This is a genomic window from Nocardia speluncae NBRC 108251 (assembly GCF_001613245.1).
GTDB classification, from domain to species: domain Bacteria; phylum Actinomycetota; class Actinomycetes; order Mycobacteriales; family Mycobacteriaceae; genus Nocardia; species Nocardia speluncae.
This window is the reverse complement of the sequence record NZ_BDBZ01000004.1, coordinates 136942-156308: the sequence shown is the minus strand read 5'-3', so window position 1 is coordinate 156308 and position 19367 is coordinate 136942. Positions and strand designations below refer to the sequence as shown.

The window sequence follows — 19367 nt, the reverse complement described above, 5'->3', positions numbered from 1 at the left end:
GTCCGGGCCGGTTCATCATCCGGCGCGGTGCACACCGGGCACAAGACCAAGAATCAGCGAGAGTCCAGCTCTTTGCCCGGGTACAGGGCACGACCTTTCCAGGTGAGAGCATTGCGGCGGCGGTCACTCTGTGAGCGGGCCCACAGAGTGAAATAGACGGTCACGCCCAGTGGGTGAGCCGCGGCGGCGGCGATATCGCGAAATTTCGGCGGCCGGCCGGTTTCCAGGGAGCGGGCGAGCACTCGTCCGGCACCGGCGGCGGCGTACCCGGACAAGCCCCACCACCGCGCCGGTCCACGACCGAATACGGCGGCAAGCGGCGGCAACAAGTATGCCCAGGCGGCGACGACCGCGACCGCGAGCCCACCGGCAACCGAACCTCCATAGGCGGACCACAACCAGCGCCGGTATCCGGCCGCCAGTTCCCGCGCATCCCGGTACATCCGCGTCCGCGCCAGGTCACCGGCCGTCGCCAGCCCGGTGCGGAAGCCGGCGCGACGCAGTGCGCGGGCGATATCGAGGTCCTCGGTGGCACTGTCGGCGACCGCCGCGTGACCGCCGATCGCACGGTAGGCGGCCGCGTCGAACACCAGGAACTGCCCACACGCGACCACCGTCGAGGTCCGGATCCCGCGATCGGTGCAGACCACCGGCAATGTCGACGCCCACGACCAGCACAGCAGCGGTTGTACGAGGCGCTCGGCGAACGACCGTGCCTGCTGCCGCGGCCAGGGCGACAGCAGCGCGATATCCCGGCGGAGCAGTTCGGTCACCGCCGCGGAGAGGGCGCCCGGCGCGAGCCGGATGTCGGCGTCCAGGAACACCAGCACGCCGGCCGCGGTAACAGTGGTGCCGGCGAACTGTTCCGCGGTATCGGCGAGTGCGTGGCAGGCCGCGGCCTTCCCGGTCCAGCCGGGCGGTGGTCCGGTGGTCCCGCGCAGCAGCGTGCAGCGGGGGTCAGCGTCCATGGCCTCGCGTGCGCGCGCGGCCGTATGGTCGCCGGAGGCATCATCGAGCACGAGTATGCGCAGCCGCGGGATGCCGGTCTGGGCGCGTAGATCGCTGATCAGGGCCGGTACCCGTTCGGCTTCGTCGCGGGCGGGTACACAGACCGTCACCGTCTCGGTGATCGGCCCGGTTGCGCGTGACAAGCGGGGCACGGTGACCCGGTTCCACACCGTCAGTGCCGCACCACCCGCGGCGAGCCCGGCTCCCACTGTCACCAGCCGCCGGAGCGCAAGCCCCGGGAAGCGCCCTCGGCTGGACAGTCCGGAGCGGCCCGCTGCGTGGCGCGCTCCGGCGAGGCGGGGCACAGGGGACAGCTCGGCCGGGCGCGCTCGACGAGAGAACGCGAAATAAGCCGGCGTGCGGGCCGATTCCCCCGGCTCCCGCCGGACGGCCGATGGGGGCGGACCCGACGGGCGACTCCGCGTAGTCGTTCTCATGCGTCGTTCTTGACCTGGTCCCACCAGCGGCGCAATGAGAAACCGGCCGGGGCGCCGGAAGCAGGCGGGTTGCGGTAGAGATACGCCAAAGCAGCGACGACGGCTGCGACGGCCAGCGTGATACCGCCGACGATACCGGCCCAGCCGGCGAACGAGCGGGTGTTCGGATCGGCGTAGCCGACCTCGGCGCGCACCGTGCTGACTTCACCGGCGGGTAGCTTCCAGGAGACCACCGCATCGCCCTCACGGGTGCCGTTGGTTTTCGCGACCCGCGCCGGGAACGCCACACTCAACTGCACATCCGAACCGTGCGGGGCCAGCGTCTCCAGATCGACCCGGCCGTTGAGGCTGACCAGATCGCCGTTGCGCTGGAACTTCAGCTCGAACAGGCCCTGTGCCTGCTCCGACAGCTGGCTGAGCTGTTCGACCTCGCCGAAGTTCAGGTCGTCGAAGTAGATTTCGCTGCCGACGTAGCCGTCCTGGTTGTACGGTTCGATCCGCACTTGGGTGGCCAGAGCCTCCGGAGCGGTGAACTGGGGCCCCTCGTCTGCACTGTTCTCCGGGATGACCGCGGCCACGATCCGGCCCGATACCCGGTCGTTGGACGACAACCCCATCGATGCCTGGACCCGCAGGCATCCCGCCAGGGCGGGTACCAGCAGAGCGGCCAGCACGAGGGCCGCTGTCACCCGCGCCCGCAGGCGGCGTGCGCGCAGAACAGGGACCGGGGAGCCGGGTTTCGCGGTAACGGGACTCGAAGGCACGGATGACATGGTGCCAGGCCGCGACTCACCGACGCCATGCGACGGGCCCGGCCGCGTCGCCACCGGGCGAGTCGTCGTGTCCGGTTCCGGTCCGGACTGTCCGGACCAGCAGCGCAACCCCGAGTAGTCCCAGCGTGACTCCGCCGTAGGCGGCCGAGTAGGGCAGGCCGAGAAAAACGGCGTGTGCCAGCACCGAACCCAGCCACGTCCACAGGAACATTGCCACCGGCACGCCCAGCCGGCGGGGGGACGGTGCGGTCCGTTCCCACAAGGTCAGCGCACCGGCGATGAGGCCCGCAACCAGGAACCAGCCGAGATAGTTCGTCCACGGGATGGCTGCGAGCCCCGGAAGCCCCGAATCGGTATCGGCCCACTGCCACTGCCCGTCTGCCACCATCTGTGGGTCCAGGAACAAATCCCAGCCCACCGCACCCGCCGCGGTGGCGGCTATTCGCGCCGCGGGCGTACGGCACAACATTCCCGCGACCACCCAGATCGGATATATCCCGCCGGTCCACGCGAGCGGAACCACCAGCGGCACCTCGAACAGTGCCGGGCCCAGCCGCCCTGCCGCGTAGTCGTAGGAGCCGAACGGGAACCCGGTGGCGGTGCCGATGGACTCGGCGGTGAGACCGATACCGGACACGATCACGCCGAAACCCACCGCATACCGCAAGCCGCGCGTCACTGCCGCGTGCACCAGGGCGGTGCCCGCCGAGGCGAGAACCACCGCCACCGTGACGGTATCGCGGGCGAACCCGCTCGTCAGCGGATACGCGATCTGCACGGCGATGAGCAGGATCAGGCAACCGGCCGGCGCCAGCTCACGCGGGCTGTCCCTCCGGGTCTTCGACGCCGGCATGCTCACCTGCGCAGCCACCGCCACCCGCGCCGGCTGTCGCGCAGGACCAGCCGCGCCGCGGTTCGCCCGCTCGCTCCGGATACCCCGCCGCCCGGATGTGTGGAGGCACCGGTGAGATAGAGACCGGGCGCGCCGGGCACTCGCTGCCCGGACAGTTCCGGTAACGGCCGCCACAGCATCATCTGGTCGAGGCTCATCTCGATATGCATGACATTGCCGCCGCGCAGCCCCATCTCGGTTTCCAGATCGACCGGGGTCTGGATATGGCGGCGCAATACCGTCGCCGCAGCGCCGGGTGCATACCGGTCCAGTTCACCGATGATCCGGTCGGCTTCGGATTCGGCGTGCGACGCCCATTGTGTGCCGTCGGCGAGCCGGTAGGGATGCCACTGCGACCACAGCGAGAGCTGATGCTGGCCGGCCGGGGCGATACCGGGGTCCAACGCGCTGAAACTCATCCCCAGCACCACCGGCCGCGGTGGCAGCCGGCCGCCGAGGGCATTTCCGTGCGCGAGTCGCAATTCCCGGCGGTCGGTGACCAGCAATTGCAGGCCGGTCGCGGATTCGGCGGTCGTCGCGCCCGGATACTGCGGTAGTGCACTGGTCGCGGCACGCACCACCATGCCGATACCGGGGCCGACCCGGATCCGCCGCCGCCACCCGTCCAGCGTTTCCGGGTCGAAACCGCCGGCGCGCAGCAGTTCGAGGGTGGTGAGGATATGGGTTCCGGCGATTACGGTATCGGCGGTGTGGTCGCGACCCGTGGCGGTACGGATCTGCCACCGGTCGCCGCTGCGGGTGAGCGCGGTGACCGAATCACCGGCCACGATCTCCCCGCCGTCGGCGCGCAGCCGGGCCACGAGCGCTTCGGTGAGCGCGCCACTGCCGCCGACCGCGCGCCCTGGTGGCAGGGTATGCATGAGCGCCGCGAACCCCACCATCGGCGCCGTCCCCGGTTCCGACATCGGCGGGCCCGATTGCGCGCCGAACCAGGCCAGCGCGGCCTTGAGCCGCTCGTCGTCGAACCAGCTGTCCAGCAGCGCGTCACCGGTCTGCAGGAATTCCCGTGACAGGGCGCTACCGCCGGCGCGGGCATCCAGACCCCAGAACGAACGCAGGAGATGGCCCGGGGCCGGGGTGCCCCCGAACGAGCGCATCACCCGGCGGGCACGCGGTTCCCAGACCGCCACGAAACGCCGGTAGGCCGCCGCGTCACGGTCGCCGCAGGCGGTGGCCAAGGACGCACAGGTGCGGTCGAGGTCGCGGTGGAAGACGATCGGGGCGGCGCCGGTATCGGGGCAGGCGGGTACGAAAGCCCACGGGTCGCAGTCGAGATAGCGCAGGCCGAACAGGTCCAGCGCCAATTCCTCGATGATGCCGGTATGCCGGATCATCAGATGTGCCGATGATCCGCGATCCACGCGGTGCCCGGGGAAGCGTTCCACGGTCGATACCGCACCGCCCAGTACGCTGTCGCGTTCCAGCACGCGCACCGGGCGGCCCGCCCGGGCCAGATAACACGCGGCGACCAGCGCGTTGTGCCCGGAACCGATGATCACCACCGTCATGGCGGCGGAAGCGGCAACGGCCGGCCGAGAATGCCGAAGCGGCGGCTGTCGCCGGCGAAGACGAAATCGCGCAGCACGTCCTGGAAACCCATCCGCCGGTACAGCCGCCAGGCGCGGTTGTCCTCGGCCGATACTTCGGGTGTGGACAGGAGTACGGCGCGTTCGAGCCGGTCACGCAGGAGTCTGCGGAGCAGGATCGCGCCGATACCGCGACCCTGCGCGCTCGGATGAACATGCAGTTCGGTGAGTTCGAAATAGTCGCCGAGCAGCCCCTGGATCGCCGCTTCCGGCCGGCCGGACCGTCGCATACCCGCGTGTACCTGCTGCTGCCACCACTGATGTGGTCCGCCGCGATAGCCGTAGGCGATGGCGACAAGGGGAGAGGTGCGGATATCGAAGCCGCCGTTGTCCTCGGGGACCACTGCTGCGACGGCCTGCCAGCCGGCGCGCTGGGTGTGCTCGGTCCACATCGGTGCGCGATGGTGTTCGGTGCCGCGCGGATAGTCCATGGCCGCGACGTACACCGACAGCGCATCGTGCAGTCGGGCGCGCAGCGCGGCCACCGAGAGGTCGACGACGACCGGGGCGGGGAGTTGGTTGGGTTTGACGGCGGTCATTGCGGTATCGGTGGGCTCTTTCGCGGTCGGCGGGGCGGAGCTGGGACTTCCGGCGGGCGAACATGTCGGTGGTCGTCTCTATATTCAAGCTCGAGCCAAACGTTCGAATACCTGTTCGGCCCCCCACGGTGCACGCTCAGCCTGCCATACCGGCGGACCGCCACGGGGGTCGGCGGGGGAGATACGGAGGGACGGCCATGGCGGACCGAAACGTTCACCCGGGTCACTCGGGCCGGGCGGGGATGCTGTTGCAACGCGCCGACGGACTGTTGATGGAGGCGGCGGGGGAGAGCGACCCACGGGAGCGGTTCCGGGTCGCCTATCTGGCCGCGTTGCGCGGGGCGGGGGCAGTGCTGGCACTCACCGGCGCTGATGCCGCGCCGCGGGCCCGTTCTCGTAACGCTTGGGTGATGCTGCAGCGCGCCGCGCCCGAATTCGTGATGTGGGCGGACTATTTCAGCGGCCATTCCGCGACCCGGGCGGCGCTGGAGGCCGGGCTGCCGCGCGAGATCGACGACACCCGCGCCGACGAATTCTCTGCGCGGGTGGGCGCATTCCTCCACGATGTGGAGGATCTGATCGCACCGGCGGTGCGGCTGCGGGCCGTGGGGGACGGGAGCGACACACCGCGCTAGCGCGATCGCCGCCGGGATGCCCCCCACAGGCGGCGGGTCGGCAGGCTTGCACTGGTGTCCGGCGCCCGGGCACGGGCCGCCGACCACGGCTTTCGCTGTCGCTCGGGCTCGCTGCGATCACGAAGTTCGCTCAGCTGTACCCATATGGTGGTACCACTCTGGGGGAACTCGTATCATTGATGACAGATAGCCGCCAAGGGGTTATCTGTCGCCTACCCGGAGGCGACAGCCACGTCCTAGTGCCGGGGGAGGTACCGTGCCACTCTCCGAGCACGAGCAGCGCATGCTCGAACAGATCGAGAGCGCTCTCTATGCTGAGGATCCGAAGTTTGCGTCGTCCGTCCGCGGTGGACGCTTCCGTACACCGTCGAGTCGCCGCCGACTCCAGGCCGCGGCCTTGTTCTTACTCGGCCTCGTCCTGCTGATCGCCGGTATCGCCCTGCCGGTGCGGCTGGGTGGGTTCCCGATCATCAGTCTGATCGGATTCATCGTGATGTTCGGTGCGGGAGTACTGGTCCTGCTCGGCGGAACGAAGGGTGGACCGGCGGATGGGGGCGATACATCCCCGAACGATCCGCCGGCCGCGTCGGGATCGTCGCCGCGCGGCGGTGGCCGCGGTCGCCAACGCCGTTCCGGTGGATTCACCGAGCGGATGGAAGACCGGTTCCGTAGAAGGTTCGAACAGGAGTAGTAGCCGGCCGAGGCGAACCTCTCACATATTGCGCGAACAGCGATGCCGCACCGGATTCCGGTGCGGCATCGCTGTTCGCGCTTGTCCGGTGCGGTGCGACCCGCCCTGGCGGTGCGGCTCGTCCAGCGCGGGAGCGCCTCTTTCCACTTCCCCCCACCGGAGTCCCCCACAGCGCCCCACTGCGCGCCGTCACGGCGCGTGAACAGGGGGTTTGCTGGAAGTTGACGGGCGCCGTCTGATGCTCCTTGCGTGGACGCGCGCAAGGAGGCAGAGCGCGCGAAAAGTTCACTCGGTCCGTGATAGCTGGGATGACCTGCGAAATCCGTGAACCGGGGAGCCACATCACCCCGTGTTTCGATTGAAAGTGGGGGAAAGTGGGGTAATGTGGAGCGCGCACTACAGGAGAGGCCGTAAGGCGCTCGGCCGGTCCAGCGGCCGACACCATTCGAGGTGGTCCAGTAGGAGGTATCGGGGTTGTTTCTCGGTACTTACACACCTCGGTTGGACGACAAAGGGCGACTCACGTTGCCCGCGAAGTTTCGAGACGATCTGGCGGGAGGGTTGATGGTCACCAAAGGGCAGGACCACAGCCTGGCCGTCTATCCGAAGGAAGAGTTCAGTGCTCTCGCCCGGAGAGCTGCTTCGGCATCCCGGAGCAATCCGCAGGCGCGGGCATTCATCCGGGCGCTGGCGGCGGGAACCGACGAGCAGCAGCTGGATACGCAGGGCCGGATCGTATTGTCGGCCGAACATCGCCGGTACGCCAACCTCACCCGCGACTGTTCGGTCATCGGTTCGGTGGACTTTCTGGAGATTTGGGACAAGCAGGCGTGGGAGACCTACCTCGCCGAACACGAGGAGGACTACGCGCAAGCGAGAGACGAGGCATTGGGCGGAATCTTCTAGCCCGCGGCGAGTGCCACGCGGCCTCTGCCCGGACGCGGACCCTGACGTACTTCCCCGACGCCAGGTGCCGCTTCGGTCAGAGACCCCGCGGCATTCGTCCGGTCACCGATTTCCTTATGTCGCACATTCTGTGGCCCTCCCTGTCGTGGCGGCGCCGCATCTCACGCATATTTCCGCACCGCTTCGGCGACGGCATACATGCCGGCGCCACGGTCCGATACGACCCGCAGCCGGTCGTTCCGCCGGCAAGGCACAATTCCGGGAGGTCAGGTGAACCGTGAGCAGTACGGCACGCGACACGTCCCCGTTCTGCTCACTCGCGCGGCGGAATTGCTCGACCCGGTGCTCGATCGGCCGGATGCGATATACCTCGACGCCACCCTCGGGCTGGGGGGCCATGCCGAATACTTCCTGCGGACCCACCCGGCTCTGCGCCTGGTAGGGCTGGACCGGGATACCGAGGCGCTGTCCCTTGCCGCCGAACGGTTACAGCCTTACCGGGACCGGACCACTCTGGTGCACACCCGCTACGACGGGATAGCCGATGCGCTCGCCGAAGCGGGGCTGCCTGCCACGGGGTCGGTGCACGGCCTGTTGATGGACCTCGGGGTCTCGTCCATGCAATTGGACGAAGCCGAACGTGGTTTCGCCTATTCGGTGGACGCTCCACTGGATATGCGGATGGATCCGACCACCGGCCTCACGGCCGCCGATGTGCTCAACACCTACAGTCACGGCGAACTCGCCCGGGTGCTCAAAGTTTACGGCGAGGAGCGTTTCGCGAGCCGGATCGCGGCGGAGGTCGTACGGCGCCGGGCAAAGCAGCCGTTCCGGACCAGTGCCGAACTGGTTGCCTTGCTCTACGACGCCATTCCCGCGGCCGCCCGGCGGACCGGCGGACATCCGGCCAAGCGCACCTTCCAGGCCCTGCGGGTGGAGGTGAACGCCGAACTGGAGTCGCTGCGGGCCGCGCTGCCCGCCGCGCTGGACGCGTTGTGCCCTGGTGGGCGGATCGTCGTCATGTCGTATCAATCGCTCGAGGACCGGGTGGTCAAGCACGAGCTGGCCGATCGGGCGAAATCGCGTACGCCGCTCGACCTTCCTGTCGAACTGCCCGGTATGGGTCCGCTGTTCCGGATCCTGACCCGTGGTGCCGAACAGGCGAGCGCCGCGGAGATCGAGGAGAACCCGCGCGCGGCGCCGGTACGGATGCGGGCTGCGGAGAAGATCGCACAGGAGGAGACGGAATGAGCCGGCACCCCCGCCCGTCCCTTCGCCCTGGATCCGGCCGTGCAATTGTATCGAATTCGATTGTCCGCAAAGGAAATATCGGGTACTACATGGTGTATGCGGTACCGGTGTACCGCATCGCGAGCAGGTGTCCGGCGGTATCGGAGGAGAAGCGGCCGGACACAGCGGACGGATACAGCACAGGGGCACGCGCCACGACGTCGCGAGCCATCACACCGATACGGGGGTGTCTGGTATGAGTGTGGGAACACGTACCGAAACCGGCCGGCCGGCCCGGCGCGCACACAGCGCCGAGCGGGTCAAGTCCGGTGCGGCACAGCGGGCCTACGAGCGCCGCCGGCAACGGGTTACCACGCCCGCTGCGCCGGCCGGTTCCGAGCTGACCGGGCGGGCGCCGTTCGTCGCCGCGATCCTGGCCATGTTCGGCTGCGGGCTGGTGCTGACGTTGGTACTGACGACGCGCGCCGCCGAGGACAGCTACCAGCTGAGCGACACTCGCGAGGCCAACCGGGTGCTCTCCGACGAACGTGCGGCGCTGCAACGCGAAGTGGCCGCGGCCGATTCCGCCCCCGTACTCGCCGCCCGCGCCCGGGAACTCGGCATGATTCCCGCCGACGACCCCGCACGCCTGGTGGTGGCACCGGACGGAACGATCACCGTGATCGGTGAACCCGCACCGGCCCAGGGGCCTCCCGCACCGCCGCTGAACGCGCCGCCGCGGGCCGTCCCGCCCAACGGCGCGGATCCGGGGGAGCGGGTCGTTCCGGTTCCGGTGACGCCGCCGGTGCCCGCCGCGAGTCCCGCTCCGGGCACTGTGCTCGCTGCTCCGGGCGTCGATCCCGCACAGCCACAGCCGGCGCCTGCTCCCGGCAGCGCACCGGCACCGGGGCAGCCGCCGGCGGGTGTTGCCCCCGCGCCGGAAAATGCCGGTGCGCCGGTGGTTCCGGGCACGGGGAACGAGCCAGCACCTGCCGCTGTTCCGGAGCCGGGCGCGCCCATGGCGGGAGCTCCCGCTCCGGTGGACGGTGCCGCCGTGCCGGAGCCACCGGTCGAACCGGGCGCGGCGGCCGTACCGCCACCGGGGCCGGCGGGCTCGGACTCAGCTCCGGCCGCACCGCCGTCTGCCGGTGCACCGGTCGCCGGGGAAGGTCCGGCCGCCGGTGAAGGCGGCGCCGCTGTACCGCCGACGGCTCCGGCCGGGGTGCCCGCGGGGGCCCCGGGAGCGGTTGCCGGGGAGGAGATGCGGTGAATCCGCGCGGGTCGGGACGCGGGCGCGGCGCGCCGAAGTCTCGTACCGCGGTGAAACGGGGTTCGGCGAAGGGCCGTTCGGCCCCCGCCGCCGCCCGGCCCAAACGTTCGCGAGCCGGGGCGAAGAAGGACGGGCCGGTGCGGATGCGGCTGGGCGTGGGCCGGGTGATCATGCTCGTCGCGCTGGTCGTGGTGGCCCTGCAGCTGCTGTGGATCCAGACCATCTCCGCGCCTGCACTGTCCGCGCAGGCAGCCGGACAACGGACCACCTACCAGGACCTACCCGCCACCCGCGGAACCGTCACCGACCGGCACGGGAAATCGCTGGCACTCACCGTGATCGCCCAAGCGTTGAGCTTCCAGCCGGTACGGGTTCGCAAGGATCTCGCCGATGCGCGGGCCGCGGACGATACTGCACCCGAACCCGATGAGCGCCTGCAAGAGATCGCGCGCACCGTGCACGAGGTGCTCGGCCCGGACGGGCCCGAAGAGGATGAGCTGCTGGACAAACTGCGCAGTGACGAACCGTTCGTCTACCTGGCCCGCAATGTCGATCCCCGCAAGGCCGACACCATCACCGCACAGTTCTCCGAGATCGGGTCGGAACGGCAGGACCTGCGTGAATACCCGGGTGGCTCGCTCGCGGCGAATATCGTCGGCGCCACCGGATGGGACGGGCACGGCCGGGTCGGTCTGGAGGGCGCGCTGGATTCGGTACTGGCGGGCACCGACGGGTCCTATACCTACGATCGCGGTTCCGACGGCGCGGTTATCCCGGGCAGCTGGCGCGACCGCCAGCCCGCGGTGGATGGCAATGATGTCGAACTCACCATCGACTCGTATCTGCAGTACTACGTACAGCAGCAGATCCAGCAGGCCAAGGACCGATCGGGCGCGAAATCGGCGTCCGCGGTGGTTCTGGACGCCAAAACCGGCCAGGTCCTGGCAATGGCCAACGACAATACGTTCAACCCTGCGCTGGGGCCGGAGCATTGGGATCCCGCAGGACTGGACAACCCCTCGGTGACCCGGCCGTTCGAACCGGGTTCGGTGAACAAGGTGGTGACAGCCGCGGCGGCCGTCGAATACGGCCTCACCGATCCGCACGAGGTACATCAGGTTCCCGGCGAGATCCGGATGTCGGGGGTGACCGTCGGTGACGCTTGGGTGCACGGCGTCGAGCCCTACACCACCACCGGGATCTTCGGAAAATCCTCCAACGTCGGCACTCTGATGCTGGCGCAACGCATCGGGGAGGACCGGTTCGCCGATATGCTCGACCGATTCGGCCTGGGCCGGCGGACCGGCGTGGGGCTGCCCGCGGAGAGTTCCGGCTTGCTGCCCGCCCGCGACCAGTGGTCGGGGGGCACGTTCGCGAACCTGCCGATCGGTCAGGGGCTTTCGATGACGACACTGCAGATGACGAGTATGTACCAGGCCATTGCGAACGACGGGGTGCGGGTGCCGCCGCGTATCCTGCGCGCGACGGTCGCACCGGACGGTTCGCGCACCGAGGAACCGGCACCCGAGGGAGTGCGGGTGGTGAGCCCGGAGACCGCCCGCACCGTACGGACGATGTTCCAGTCGGTGGTGCAGGACGATCCGACCGGAGTACAGACCGGTACGGGGGCCGCCGCCGCGGTCGAGGGATACCGGATCGCCGGGAAGACCGGAACCGCGCAGCAGGTGGATCCGGATTGTGGCTGCTATTCGAGCGATTCGTACTGGATCACCTTCGCCGGTGTCGCGCCTGCGGACGACCCCCGGTATGTGATCGGATTGATGCTGGACGCGCCGCAACGCAGCTCCGACGGCGGCGGTGGCCAGTCGGTGGCACCGCTGTTCCACGATATCGCTTCCTGGGCGCTGCAGCGTGACCGGATACCGCCGTCGCGGCAACCGGAACAACAGTTCGTCCTGCAGGCGTCGTGATTCGGCGAACCGGCTTACCCGGACCGGACGCGGCGTCGGTAACCTGACTCGTCGTCGTATCCGCGCGCTTCATCATGCAGAGAGGAACCCCGTGCCCGCGCAGTCCAGCCAGCATGTGCTGCGGCCCGCCCGGCCGCCATCGACCCCGCTGTCCGACCTGCTGAAAACGTTCGCCGCCGATCCCGGACCGGCGGTGCCCGCCGACCTGCGGATCACCGGTATCGAACAGCGCTCCGACGCCGTGTTACCCGGCGATCTGTTCGCTGCGCTACCGGGTTCGCGCGCGCACGGTGCCCGGTTCGCCGCGGATGCGGTGGCGCGCGGTGCGGTCGCGGTGTTGACCGATCCTGCGGGCGCCGAGACGGCGGGTGATCTGCCGGTGCCGGTCGTGGTGCGGGAGAATCCGCGCGCTGTCCTGGGTGAGTTGTCGGCGGCGATCTACGGCCATCCGTCGGAGCGGCTGGTAATTGTCGGGATCACCGGTACCTCCGGTAAGACCACCACCTCCTACCTGGTGGAGGCCGGGCTTGCCGCCGCGGGCCGTTCCACGGCGCTGATCGGCACCATCGAGACCCGGATCGGCGGTCGTCGTGTGCCCAGCGCGCTCACCACCCCCGAAGCGCCGCAGCTGCACGCCATGTTCGCGCTGATGGTGGAGCAGGGCGTGGACGCGGTAGTGATGGAGGTGTCCAGTCACGCGCTGGCACTGGGCCGGGTCGACGGTGTGCGATTCGCGGTAGGCGCGTTCACCAACCTGACGCAGGACCACCTGGATTTCCACGCCGATTTCGAAGACTATTTCGCCGCCAAACGCCGGTTGTTCGAGCCGGCTTCGCCGGTCGCGGCGCGGACGGCGGTGGTGAATATCGATGACGCGTGGGGCCGCCGGCTGGCCGACGGCCTGGCCGCGCCGGTGCGGGTCTGTACGACCGGCCCGGCGGACTGGTCGGTGGCCGGGCCCCCGCGCGCGCACGGCGGTGAACAGGAATTCACCGCGGTCGGCCCCATGGGGGAGCGGGTGGTGCGGTTGCGGCTGCCCGGTGACTACAACGTCGCCAACGGGTTGCTCGCTCTTGCGGTGTGCGCGGCAGCGGGCGTCGATCCGGCCACTGCCGCGCCCGCGCTGGCCACCGTGGACGTACCGGGCCGGATGCAGCGGGTGGATCAGGGCCAGGGGTTCCTGGCCCTGGTGGACTATGCGCATAAACCCGCCGCGGTGGAATCGGTGATCGCGACCCTGCGCGCCCATCTGGCCGCTGCGGGCGGCGCGGGCCGGTTGGCGGTGGTGGTGGGTGCCGGTGGCGATCGTGATACCGGCAAACGTGGACTGATGGGTGCGGCCGCGGCGCGCGGCGCAGATCTGCTGATTGTCACCGACGACAATCCGCGCAGTGAGGATCCGGCCGCGGTCCGGGCGGCGCTGGTGGCGGGGGCGCACAGTGTGCCCGCCGAACAGCGCGGCGAAGTGCGTGATATCGGCGACCGGACGGCGGCTATCGAGGCCGCCGTGACCTGGGCGCACGCCGGCGATGTGGTGCTGGTGGCTGGTAAGGGACACGAAGTTGGACAGGAGATCCAGGGCGTGAAATATCCGTTCGACGACAGGGCGGCGCTCACCGCGGCGATCGCGTCGACCCGTCCGCAGGGTGCGAATGCGGAGGACTTGACGATTCCATGATCGACATCACCTCGCGGCGCGGCGTACGCGGAGCCGGCTACCGGTGGAGACCGCGTAGAACCGAGATCGTTTCCGGCGGTGGCCGGTGAACCAGGAACCCACCGAGTCACCGGACACTCACACGGCGGACAGTCCGTCCCAGCCGGCCCGGGCAGGATTCACATTGCGGGAAATCGCCGAGATCGTGGGCGGTGAGCTCCACGATGTGGACGATCCCGAGGCAATGGTTACCGGTTCGGTCGAATTCGATTCGCGTCGCATCGGCTCCGGCGGTCTGTTCATCGCTTTGCCCGGGGAACAGGTCGACGGCCACGATTTCGCGGCGACCGCGCTCGCGGCGGGCGCCGTGGCGGTGCTTGCTGCCCGGCCGGTCGGTGTCCCGGCCGTCGTCGTCCCGTCGTCGTCCGCCGCCTCGACCAATGCGCTTGCCCTCGAACATGATTCCGACGGTTCCGGGGCCGCCGTATTGACCGCGCTGGCGATGCTGGCCGCGGCCCACGTGCGACGGTTGGTCGCCGCGGGTGGGTTGACGGTCATCGGTGTCACCGGTTCTTCGGGGAAGACCTCGACGAAGGATCTGCTGGCGTCGGTGCTGGCTCCGCTCGGTCCGGTGGTGGCCCCGCCGGGATCGTTCAACAACGAACTCGGGCATCCGTGGACTGCGCTGCGCGCCGGACCGGATACCCGGTTTCTGGTGCTGGAGATGTCGGCCCGCGGGCCCGGCCATATCGCCGCGCTCGCCCGGGTGGCGCCCCCGAGCATCGGTGTGGTGCTCAATGTCGGTACCGCCCATCTCGGCGAATTCGGTAGCCGGGAGGCGATCGCCGCGACCAAGGGTGAGCTCGTGGAGGCGCTGCCCGACACCGGTCTGGCCGTTCTCAACGCCGACGATCCACAGGTCGGTGCAATGGCCACGCGGACTTCGGCGCGGGTGCTGATGGTCGGGCAGGCCGCCGGGGCGCAGGTCCGGGCGGCGGGAATCACGCTCGACGAGCAGGCCCGCGCCTCGTTCACGCTGCATACCCCGCAGGGCGACCGCGACATCACCCTGGCCGTCCACGGCGAACACCAGGTGGGCAATGCACTGTCGGCGGCCGCGGTGGCGCTGGAATGCGGCGCCGATCTCGATACTCTCGCGGCCGCGCTGGCCGGGGCCCGCGCGGTCTCGGCGCGCCGGATGGATGTGCGCACCAGTGCCGCCGGGGTCACGGTGATCAACGATTCCTACAACGCCAACCCCGATTCCATGCGTGCCGCGCTCAAAGCGCTGGTCACCATGGCCCGGTCGGGGGATGCACCGCGCCGCAGCTGGGCGGTGCTCGGGGAGATGGCCGAATTGGGGCCGGAATCGGTGGTCGAACATGACGGTATCGGTCGCCTGGCGGTCCGCCTGGATGTGGACCGGCTGATCGTGGTCGGTACCGGACGGCCCTCCCGGGGCATGCACCAGGGAGCGGTCATGGAAGGCTCATGGGGTGAGGAGTCGGTGCTCGTCCCGGATATCGAAGCGGCCGTGCAGTTGCTCGATGCCGAAGTCGAAGCGGGTGATGTGGTGCTGGTGAAAGCATCGCAGTCGGTCGGATTGTGGGCGGTGGCCGAGGAGCTGCTGACGGCGGCAAGCAATGACGCGGGTGCCGCTACGCCGGCGCCGGGCAGCTCGACCGCCGATGGGGCAGGCACGGAGGCAGTGCGTTGAGACAGATCTTGTTCGCGGCGGCGATTGCGCTGACGGTGTCGATCCTGTTGACCCCGCTGCTGATCCGGATATTCGCCCGGCGTGGCTTCGGGCAGGAGATCCGGGTCGACGGACCGGCCAGCCACCAGTCCAAGCGGGGCACCCCCACGATGGGTGGGGTCGCGATCATCATCGGTATGTGGGCCGGGTACCTGGGTTCGCATTTGATCGGAATCGGCTATGACGCCGAGGGGCCCACCGCTTCCGCACTACTGGTGCTGGGCCTGGCCACAGCGCTGGGCGTGGTCGGATTCATCGACGATTTCATCAAGCTCCGCAAGGGCCGCAATCTCGGGCTCACGGCGGCCGGTAAGTACCTGGGACAGGTCACCGCCGCGGTCGTGTTCGGCGTGCTGGCTCTGCAGTTCCCGGGTGGCAACGGGCTCACCCCGGCCGGCCAGCAGCTGTCGTACGTGCGCGATATCAACACCGTCACCATGAGCGTGGTGGTGTTCCTGGCCTTCATCTGTTTCATCGTCGTGGCCTGGTCGAATGCGGTGAACCTCACCGACGGCCTGGACGGCCTGGCCGCCGGGTCGATGAGCCTGGTGCTCGGCGGCTACGTGGTCATCACGTTCTGGCAGTACTACCACTCGTGCGAGACCAAACCCGAGACCGGCTGCTACAACGTGCGTGACCCGCTGGATCTGGCACTGGTCTGCGCCGCCGGCACGGCGGCGTGTATCGGATTCCTGTGGTGGAACGCCGCGCCCGCCAAGATCTTCATGGGCGATACCGGTTCGCTGGCGCTCGGTGGTCTGCTCGCCGGTATTTCGGTCACCACTCGCACCGAACTGCTGATGGTCGTTATCGGCGCGCTGTTCGTTGCCGAGGCGGCGTCGGTGGCGCTGCAGATCGCGGTCTTCCGCACCACCCGCAACCGGCTGTTCAAGATGGCGCCGTTCCATCATCATTTCGAATTGAGCAAATGGGCGGAGACCACGGTGATCATCAGGTTCTGGTTGCTGGCCGCGATGGCCTCGGCGGCCGGACTCGCGTTGTTCTACAGCGAATATCTCTCGGCGGTCGGGTGAGCTGACGATGGAGGATCATGCACCGCGGGCCCTGCGTTCGCCGGGGCCCATGCTGGAATTCTTGCGCGGCCGGGACGTTCTGGTCGCCGGGTGGGGAGTTTCGGGTCGTTCGCTGATCGCCCCGCTGCGCGATATCGGTGCCCGGCCCGTCGTCACCGACAACGGCCCACGCGCACTGGCGGAGGCGGCCGAACTGGGACTCGATATCGCCCCGGCCCCCGAATTGGAGAACACCGACTGGTCGAGGTTCGCGCTGGTGATCACCAGCCCGGGCTGGCGGCCGGATTCACCCGTACTGGCCTCGGCGGTGGCCGAAGGAATACCGGTCTGGGGCGATGTGGAGTTCGCCTGGTGGGTCGACCAGGCTCGGCTCTACGGCCCGGTACGGAAATGGCTGGTGATCACCGGAACCAACGGCAAAACCACCACCACCGCGATGACCCACTCCATACTGCGGGCCGCAGGTATCCCCAGTGTGGCCTGCGGGAATATCGGTCTGCCCATTCTGGACGCATTGCGCCGCAGCCCGGGTCCCCAGGTGCTGGCGGTGGAACTGTCCTCGTTCCAGCTGCACTGGGCGCCCTCGGTGCGGCCGGAGGCCGGTGTGGTGCTGAACGTGGCCGAAGACCATCTGGACTGGCACGGCGGACTCGACGCGTACGCCGCGGCCAAGGCGCGGGCCCTGCTGGGCAGGATCGGGGTCGTCGGACTCGACGATCCGATCGCCGCGGGGCTGGCCCGCCGGTCCAAGGCACGCCGCACCATCGGGTTCCGTATCGGTGTGCCCGCCGACGGTGAACTCGGCGTGGTCGACGGCAAACTCCTCGACCGTGCGTTCACCAAGGCGGCGATCCTGGCCGAGGCCAAGGAGATCAGTCCGCCCGGCCCGGCCGGTATCGCCGATGCGCTGGCCGCAGCCTCGCTCACCCGGGCGATCGATGTGGCGCCGCAGTTCGTTCGCGAGGGGCTGGTGGCGCACAAGGTCGGCCCGCATCGGTCGGCGCTGGTACGGGAGCTGGGCGGTGTCGAGTTCGTCGACGATTCCAAGGCCACCAACCCGCATGCCGCGCGTTCGTCGATCCTGGGTCACCAGCACGTGATCTGGCTGGCCGGTGGTCAGCTGAAGGGTGCCGCTGTCGAGGATCTGGTGGAGGAGGTAGCCGGGCGGCTGGTCGCCGTGGTGTTGTTCGGTATGGACGCTCCGGTGATCGCGGCAGCGCTGGCGCGACACGCGCCGGAAGTCCCCGTCCTGGAGCTGGATACGCGAGACCATTCCGGCATGGGTCAGGCCCTCATGAACGAAGCGATCACCGGTAGGCCGGATTCCGATATCGCCGACGCGGTCATGGCCCGCGCGGTGCGTGCGGCGGCGGAGTTCGCCGGGCCGGGCGATACGGTGCTGCTGGCACCGGCCGCGGCTTCGCTCGATATGTTCACCGATTACACCCACCGGGGCCGCAGTTTCGCCGGCGCGGTCGAGGAGTTGAAGGACGAGGATCTCGGGCGGCGATTATGAGACCGCGCGGTACGCGACAGGTGCAGGTCGGCCGGTTCGGCGCCTGGCTGGCGCGGCCGCTCGCCTCGTTCCACCTGGTGGTCACCATAGCCACCCTGCTCACCGTGCTGGGCCTGGTGATGGTGTTGTCGGCGTCGAGCGTGGAGTCCTACGCCGACGGCAGATCGGCGTATGCGCTTTTCGTGCAGCAGGCCATGTACGCGCTGATCGGCGCGGTGCTGTTCTACGTGGCCCTGCGGATCCCGCTGCGCCGGCTACGGCAGGTGTCGTTTCCGCTGTTCGCGATATCGGTGCTGCTACTGGCGCTGGTGCTGATTCCCGGGGTGGGCAGTACCGTCAACGGCGCGCGCCGCTGGATCGACCTGGGCCTGTTCTCGATCCAGCCCTCCGAGGTCGTGAAGGTGACTTTCGTGGTCTGGGGCGCCCACCTGCTGGTCTCGCGCCGAGCGGCGGCGCGGGCCGCCAACGATCCCGGCGGCCTCAAGAACCTGCTGGTCCCACTGGTGCCCGCCGGGCTGCTGGTCTGCCTGCTGATCGTGCTGCAGCCGAACTTGTCCACCACCATCGCCATGGGCATCGTCCTGCTGGCGCTGCTGTGGTTCGGCGGCCTGCCGTTGCGGCTGTTCCTGGCGATCCTCGCCTCCGGGGCCATCGCCGCCCTGGTACTGGCGCTGTCGGCGGGTTACCGCTCGGACCGGATGCGGGCATTCTTCAACCCCGGTGACGATCCGCAGGGCATCAACTACCAGGCCCGCCAGGCGACGTACTCGCTCGCCGACGGCGGGCTGTGGGGTCGCGGGCTGGGACAGAGCCGGGCCAAATGGAGCTATCTACCCAACTCACACAACGACTTCATCTTCGCCATCATCGGTGAGGAGCTGGGTTTCCTGGGGTGCGCCCTGGTACTGGGTCTGTTCGCGCTGTTCGTCTACACCGGTCTGCGGATCGCGGCGCGTTCGGTGGACCCCTTCCTGCGGTTGCTCACTGCCACCGCCACCACCTGGATCACCGGCCAGGCGCTCATCAACATCGGGTACGTGGTCGGCCTGCTGCCGGTGACCGGGCTGCAGCTGCCGCTGGTTTCGGCCGGTGGTTCGTCCCTGGCGCTGACCCTGCTGATGTTCGGCATCATCGCCAACGCTGCCCGGCACGAACCCGAGGCGGTGGCGGCCCTGCACGCGGGGCAGGACGGCCGGGTGAGCCGGCTGCTGCGCCTGCCCAAACCGGAGATCTACCACCCGCCCCGCTCGCGTTCGGGTACGCCGGCCGCGGGCGATAAATCACCCGCCCGAGCTACCCCGCGCGACGGGGACCGCCCGCGTACCCGTACCCGAGCCAACAGTCGCGGTACCGATACGCTGCGGGCGACGCGGGCCTGGGAACCCAGTTATTCGGTGACACACGGACGAGAACGGGGAAAGTACAGGTGAGCGCAGCTCAGTCCGCCTACGAGGATTCGAACCGGCCGGATGCGGGCCGAGAGGG

General features: G+C 69.1%; 17 protein-coding genes. 11 read left to right on the top strand and 6 right to left on the bottom strand.

Going from position 1 to position 19367, the window contains the following annotated elements; all coding sequences use genetic code 11:
* Positions 1 to 53 precede the first annotated feature (53 nt).
* From NS6_RS08000 to NS6_RS07980, 5 genes are all read right to left on the bottom strand, one after another.
* Positions 54 to 1223 (bottom strand): glycosyltransferase family 2 protein, encoded by a 1170-nt coding sequence (locus tag NS6_RS08000; protein ID WP_245669182.1) that lies wholly within the window; start codon positions 1221 to 1223, stop codon positions 54 to 56.
* A 218-nt stretch (positions 1224 to 1441) separates the two neighbouring features.
* Positions 1442 to 2218 (bottom strand): LppM family (lipo)protein, encoded by a 777-nt coding sequence (locus NS6_RS07995; RefSeq protein WP_084470842.1) that lies wholly within the window; start codon positions 2216 to 2218, stop codon positions 1442 to 1444.
* Between the two features lie 16 nt (positions 2219 to 2234).
* Entirely contained in the window at positions 2235 to 3071 is an 837-nt protein-coding gene (locus NS6_RS07990) for a carotenoid biosynthesis protein (RefSeq protein WP_068038911.1), read from the bottom strand.
* 2 nt (positions 3072 to 3073) lie between these two features.
* Complete coding sequence (locus NS6_RS07985) at positions 3074 to 4639, bottom strand: phytoene desaturase family protein (RefSeq protein ID WP_068038804.1); 1566 nt, start codon at positions 4637 to 4639, stop codon at positions 3074 to 3076.
* Positions 4636 to 5256, bottom strand: a complete 621-nt coding sequence (locus NS6_RS07980; protein WP_068038801.1) for a GNAT family N-acetyltransferase — start codon at positions 5254 to 5256, stop codon at positions 4636 to 4638. Before NS6_RS07980 ends, NS6_RS07985 begins: the two co-directional genes overlap by 4 nt.
* 242 nt (positions 5257 to 5498) lie before the next feature.
* Here NS6_RS07980 and NS6_RS07975 point away from each other — a divergent pair, with 242 nt between their 5' ends.
* From NS6_RS07975 to rsmH, 4 genes are all read left to right on the top strand, one after another.
* On the top strand, positions 5499 to 5891 hold the full coding sequence (locus NS6_RS07975; protein ID WP_068038798.1) for an SAV_6107 family HEPN domain-containing protein: 393 nt from the start codon (positions 5499 to 5501) through the stop codon (positions 5889 to 5891).
* Positions 5892 to 6147: 256 nt separating this feature from the next.
* On the top strand, positions 6148 to 6582 hold the full coding sequence (locus NS6_RS07970; protein ID WP_068038796.1) for an SCO2097 family morphological protein: 435 nt from the start codon (positions 6148 to 6150) through the stop codon (positions 6580 to 6582).
* A gap of 474 nt (positions 6583 to 7056) precedes the next feature.
* Positions 7057 to 7488, top strand: coding sequence for a division/cell wall cluster transcriptional repressor MraZ (mraZ, locus tag NS6_RS07965; RefSeq protein WP_068038793.1), 432 nt, complete (start codon positions 7057 to 7059; stop codon positions 7486 to 7488).
* A 270-nt stretch (positions 7489 to 7758) separates the two neighbouring features.
* A complete protein-coding gene (gene rsmH / locus NS6_RS07960) occupies positions 7759 to 8739 on the top strand; it encodes a 16S rRNA (cytosine(1402)-N(4))-methyltransferase RsmH (RefSeq protein ID WP_068038907.1) in 981 nt (326 codons plus the stop codon).
* Between the two features lie 85 nt (positions 8740 to 8824).
* Here the strand turns inward: rsmH and NS6_RS36185 are convergent, their stop codons facing one another.
* Positions 8825 to 8950, bottom strand: a complete 126-nt coding sequence (locus NS6_RS36185) for a hypothetical protein (protein WP_281211404.1) — start codon at positions 8948 to 8950, stop codon at positions 8825 to 8827.
* Positions 8951 to 8974: 24 nt separating this feature from the next.
* Between NS6_RS36185 and ftsL the strand changes: the two genes are divergently transcribed.
* From ftsL to ftsW, 7 genes are all read left to right on the top strand, one after another.
* A complete protein-coding gene (gene ftsL, locus NS6_RS36180) occupies positions 8975 to 9988 on the top strand; it encodes a cell division protein FtsL (RefSeq protein WP_068038790.1) in 1014 nt (337 codons plus the stop codon).
* A gap of 143 nt (positions 9989 to 10131) precedes the next feature.
* On the top strand, positions 10132 to 11919 hold the full coding sequence (locus NS6_RS07950; RefSeq protein ID WP_084470841.1) for a peptidoglycan D,D-transpeptidase FtsI family protein: 1788 nt from the start codon (positions 10132 to 10134) through the stop codon (positions 11917 to 11919).
* Positions 11920 to 12010: 91 nt separating this feature from the next.
* On the top strand, positions 12011 to 13597 hold the full coding sequence (locus tag NS6_RS07945; protein WP_084470824.1) for a UDP-N-acetylmuramoyl-L-alanyl-D-glutamate--2,6-diaminopimelate ligase: 1587 nt from the start codon (positions 12011 to 12013) through the stop codon (positions 13595 to 13597).
* 163 nt (positions 13598 to 13760) lie between these two features.
* Positions 13761 to 15293, top strand: coding sequence for a UDP-N-acetylmuramoyl-tripeptide--D-alanyl-D-alanine ligase (locus tag NS6_RS07940; RefSeq protein ID WP_068038901.1), 1533 nt, complete (start codon positions 13761 to 13763; stop codon positions 15291 to 15293).
* Positions 15290 to 16366, top strand: a complete 1077-nt coding sequence (mraY, locus tag NS6_RS07935; RefSeq protein ID WP_068038784.1) for a phospho-N-acetylmuramoyl-pentapeptide-transferase — start codon at positions 15290 to 15292, stop codon at positions 16364 to 16366. The genes NS6_RS07940 and mraY overlap by 4 nt, the downstream gene beginning before the upstream one ends.
* 49 nt (positions 16367 to 16415) lie before the next feature.
* Complete coding sequence (murD, locus tag NS6_RS07930) at positions 16416 to 17882, top strand: UDP-N-acetylmuramoyl-L-alanine--D-glutamate ligase (protein WP_068038898.1); 1467 nt, start codon at positions 16416 to 16418, stop codon at positions 17880 to 17882.
* Positions 17879 to 19312: a putative lipid II flippase FtsW gene (gene ftsW, locus NS6_RS07925; RefSeq protein ID WP_068038781.1), complete on the top strand. Its 1434-nt coding sequence runs from the start codon at positions 17879 to 17881 to the stop codon at positions 19310 to 19312. Before murD ends, ftsW begins: the two co-directional genes overlap by 4 nt.
* The last annotated feature ends 55 nt before the right edge of the window (positions 19313 to 19367 follow it).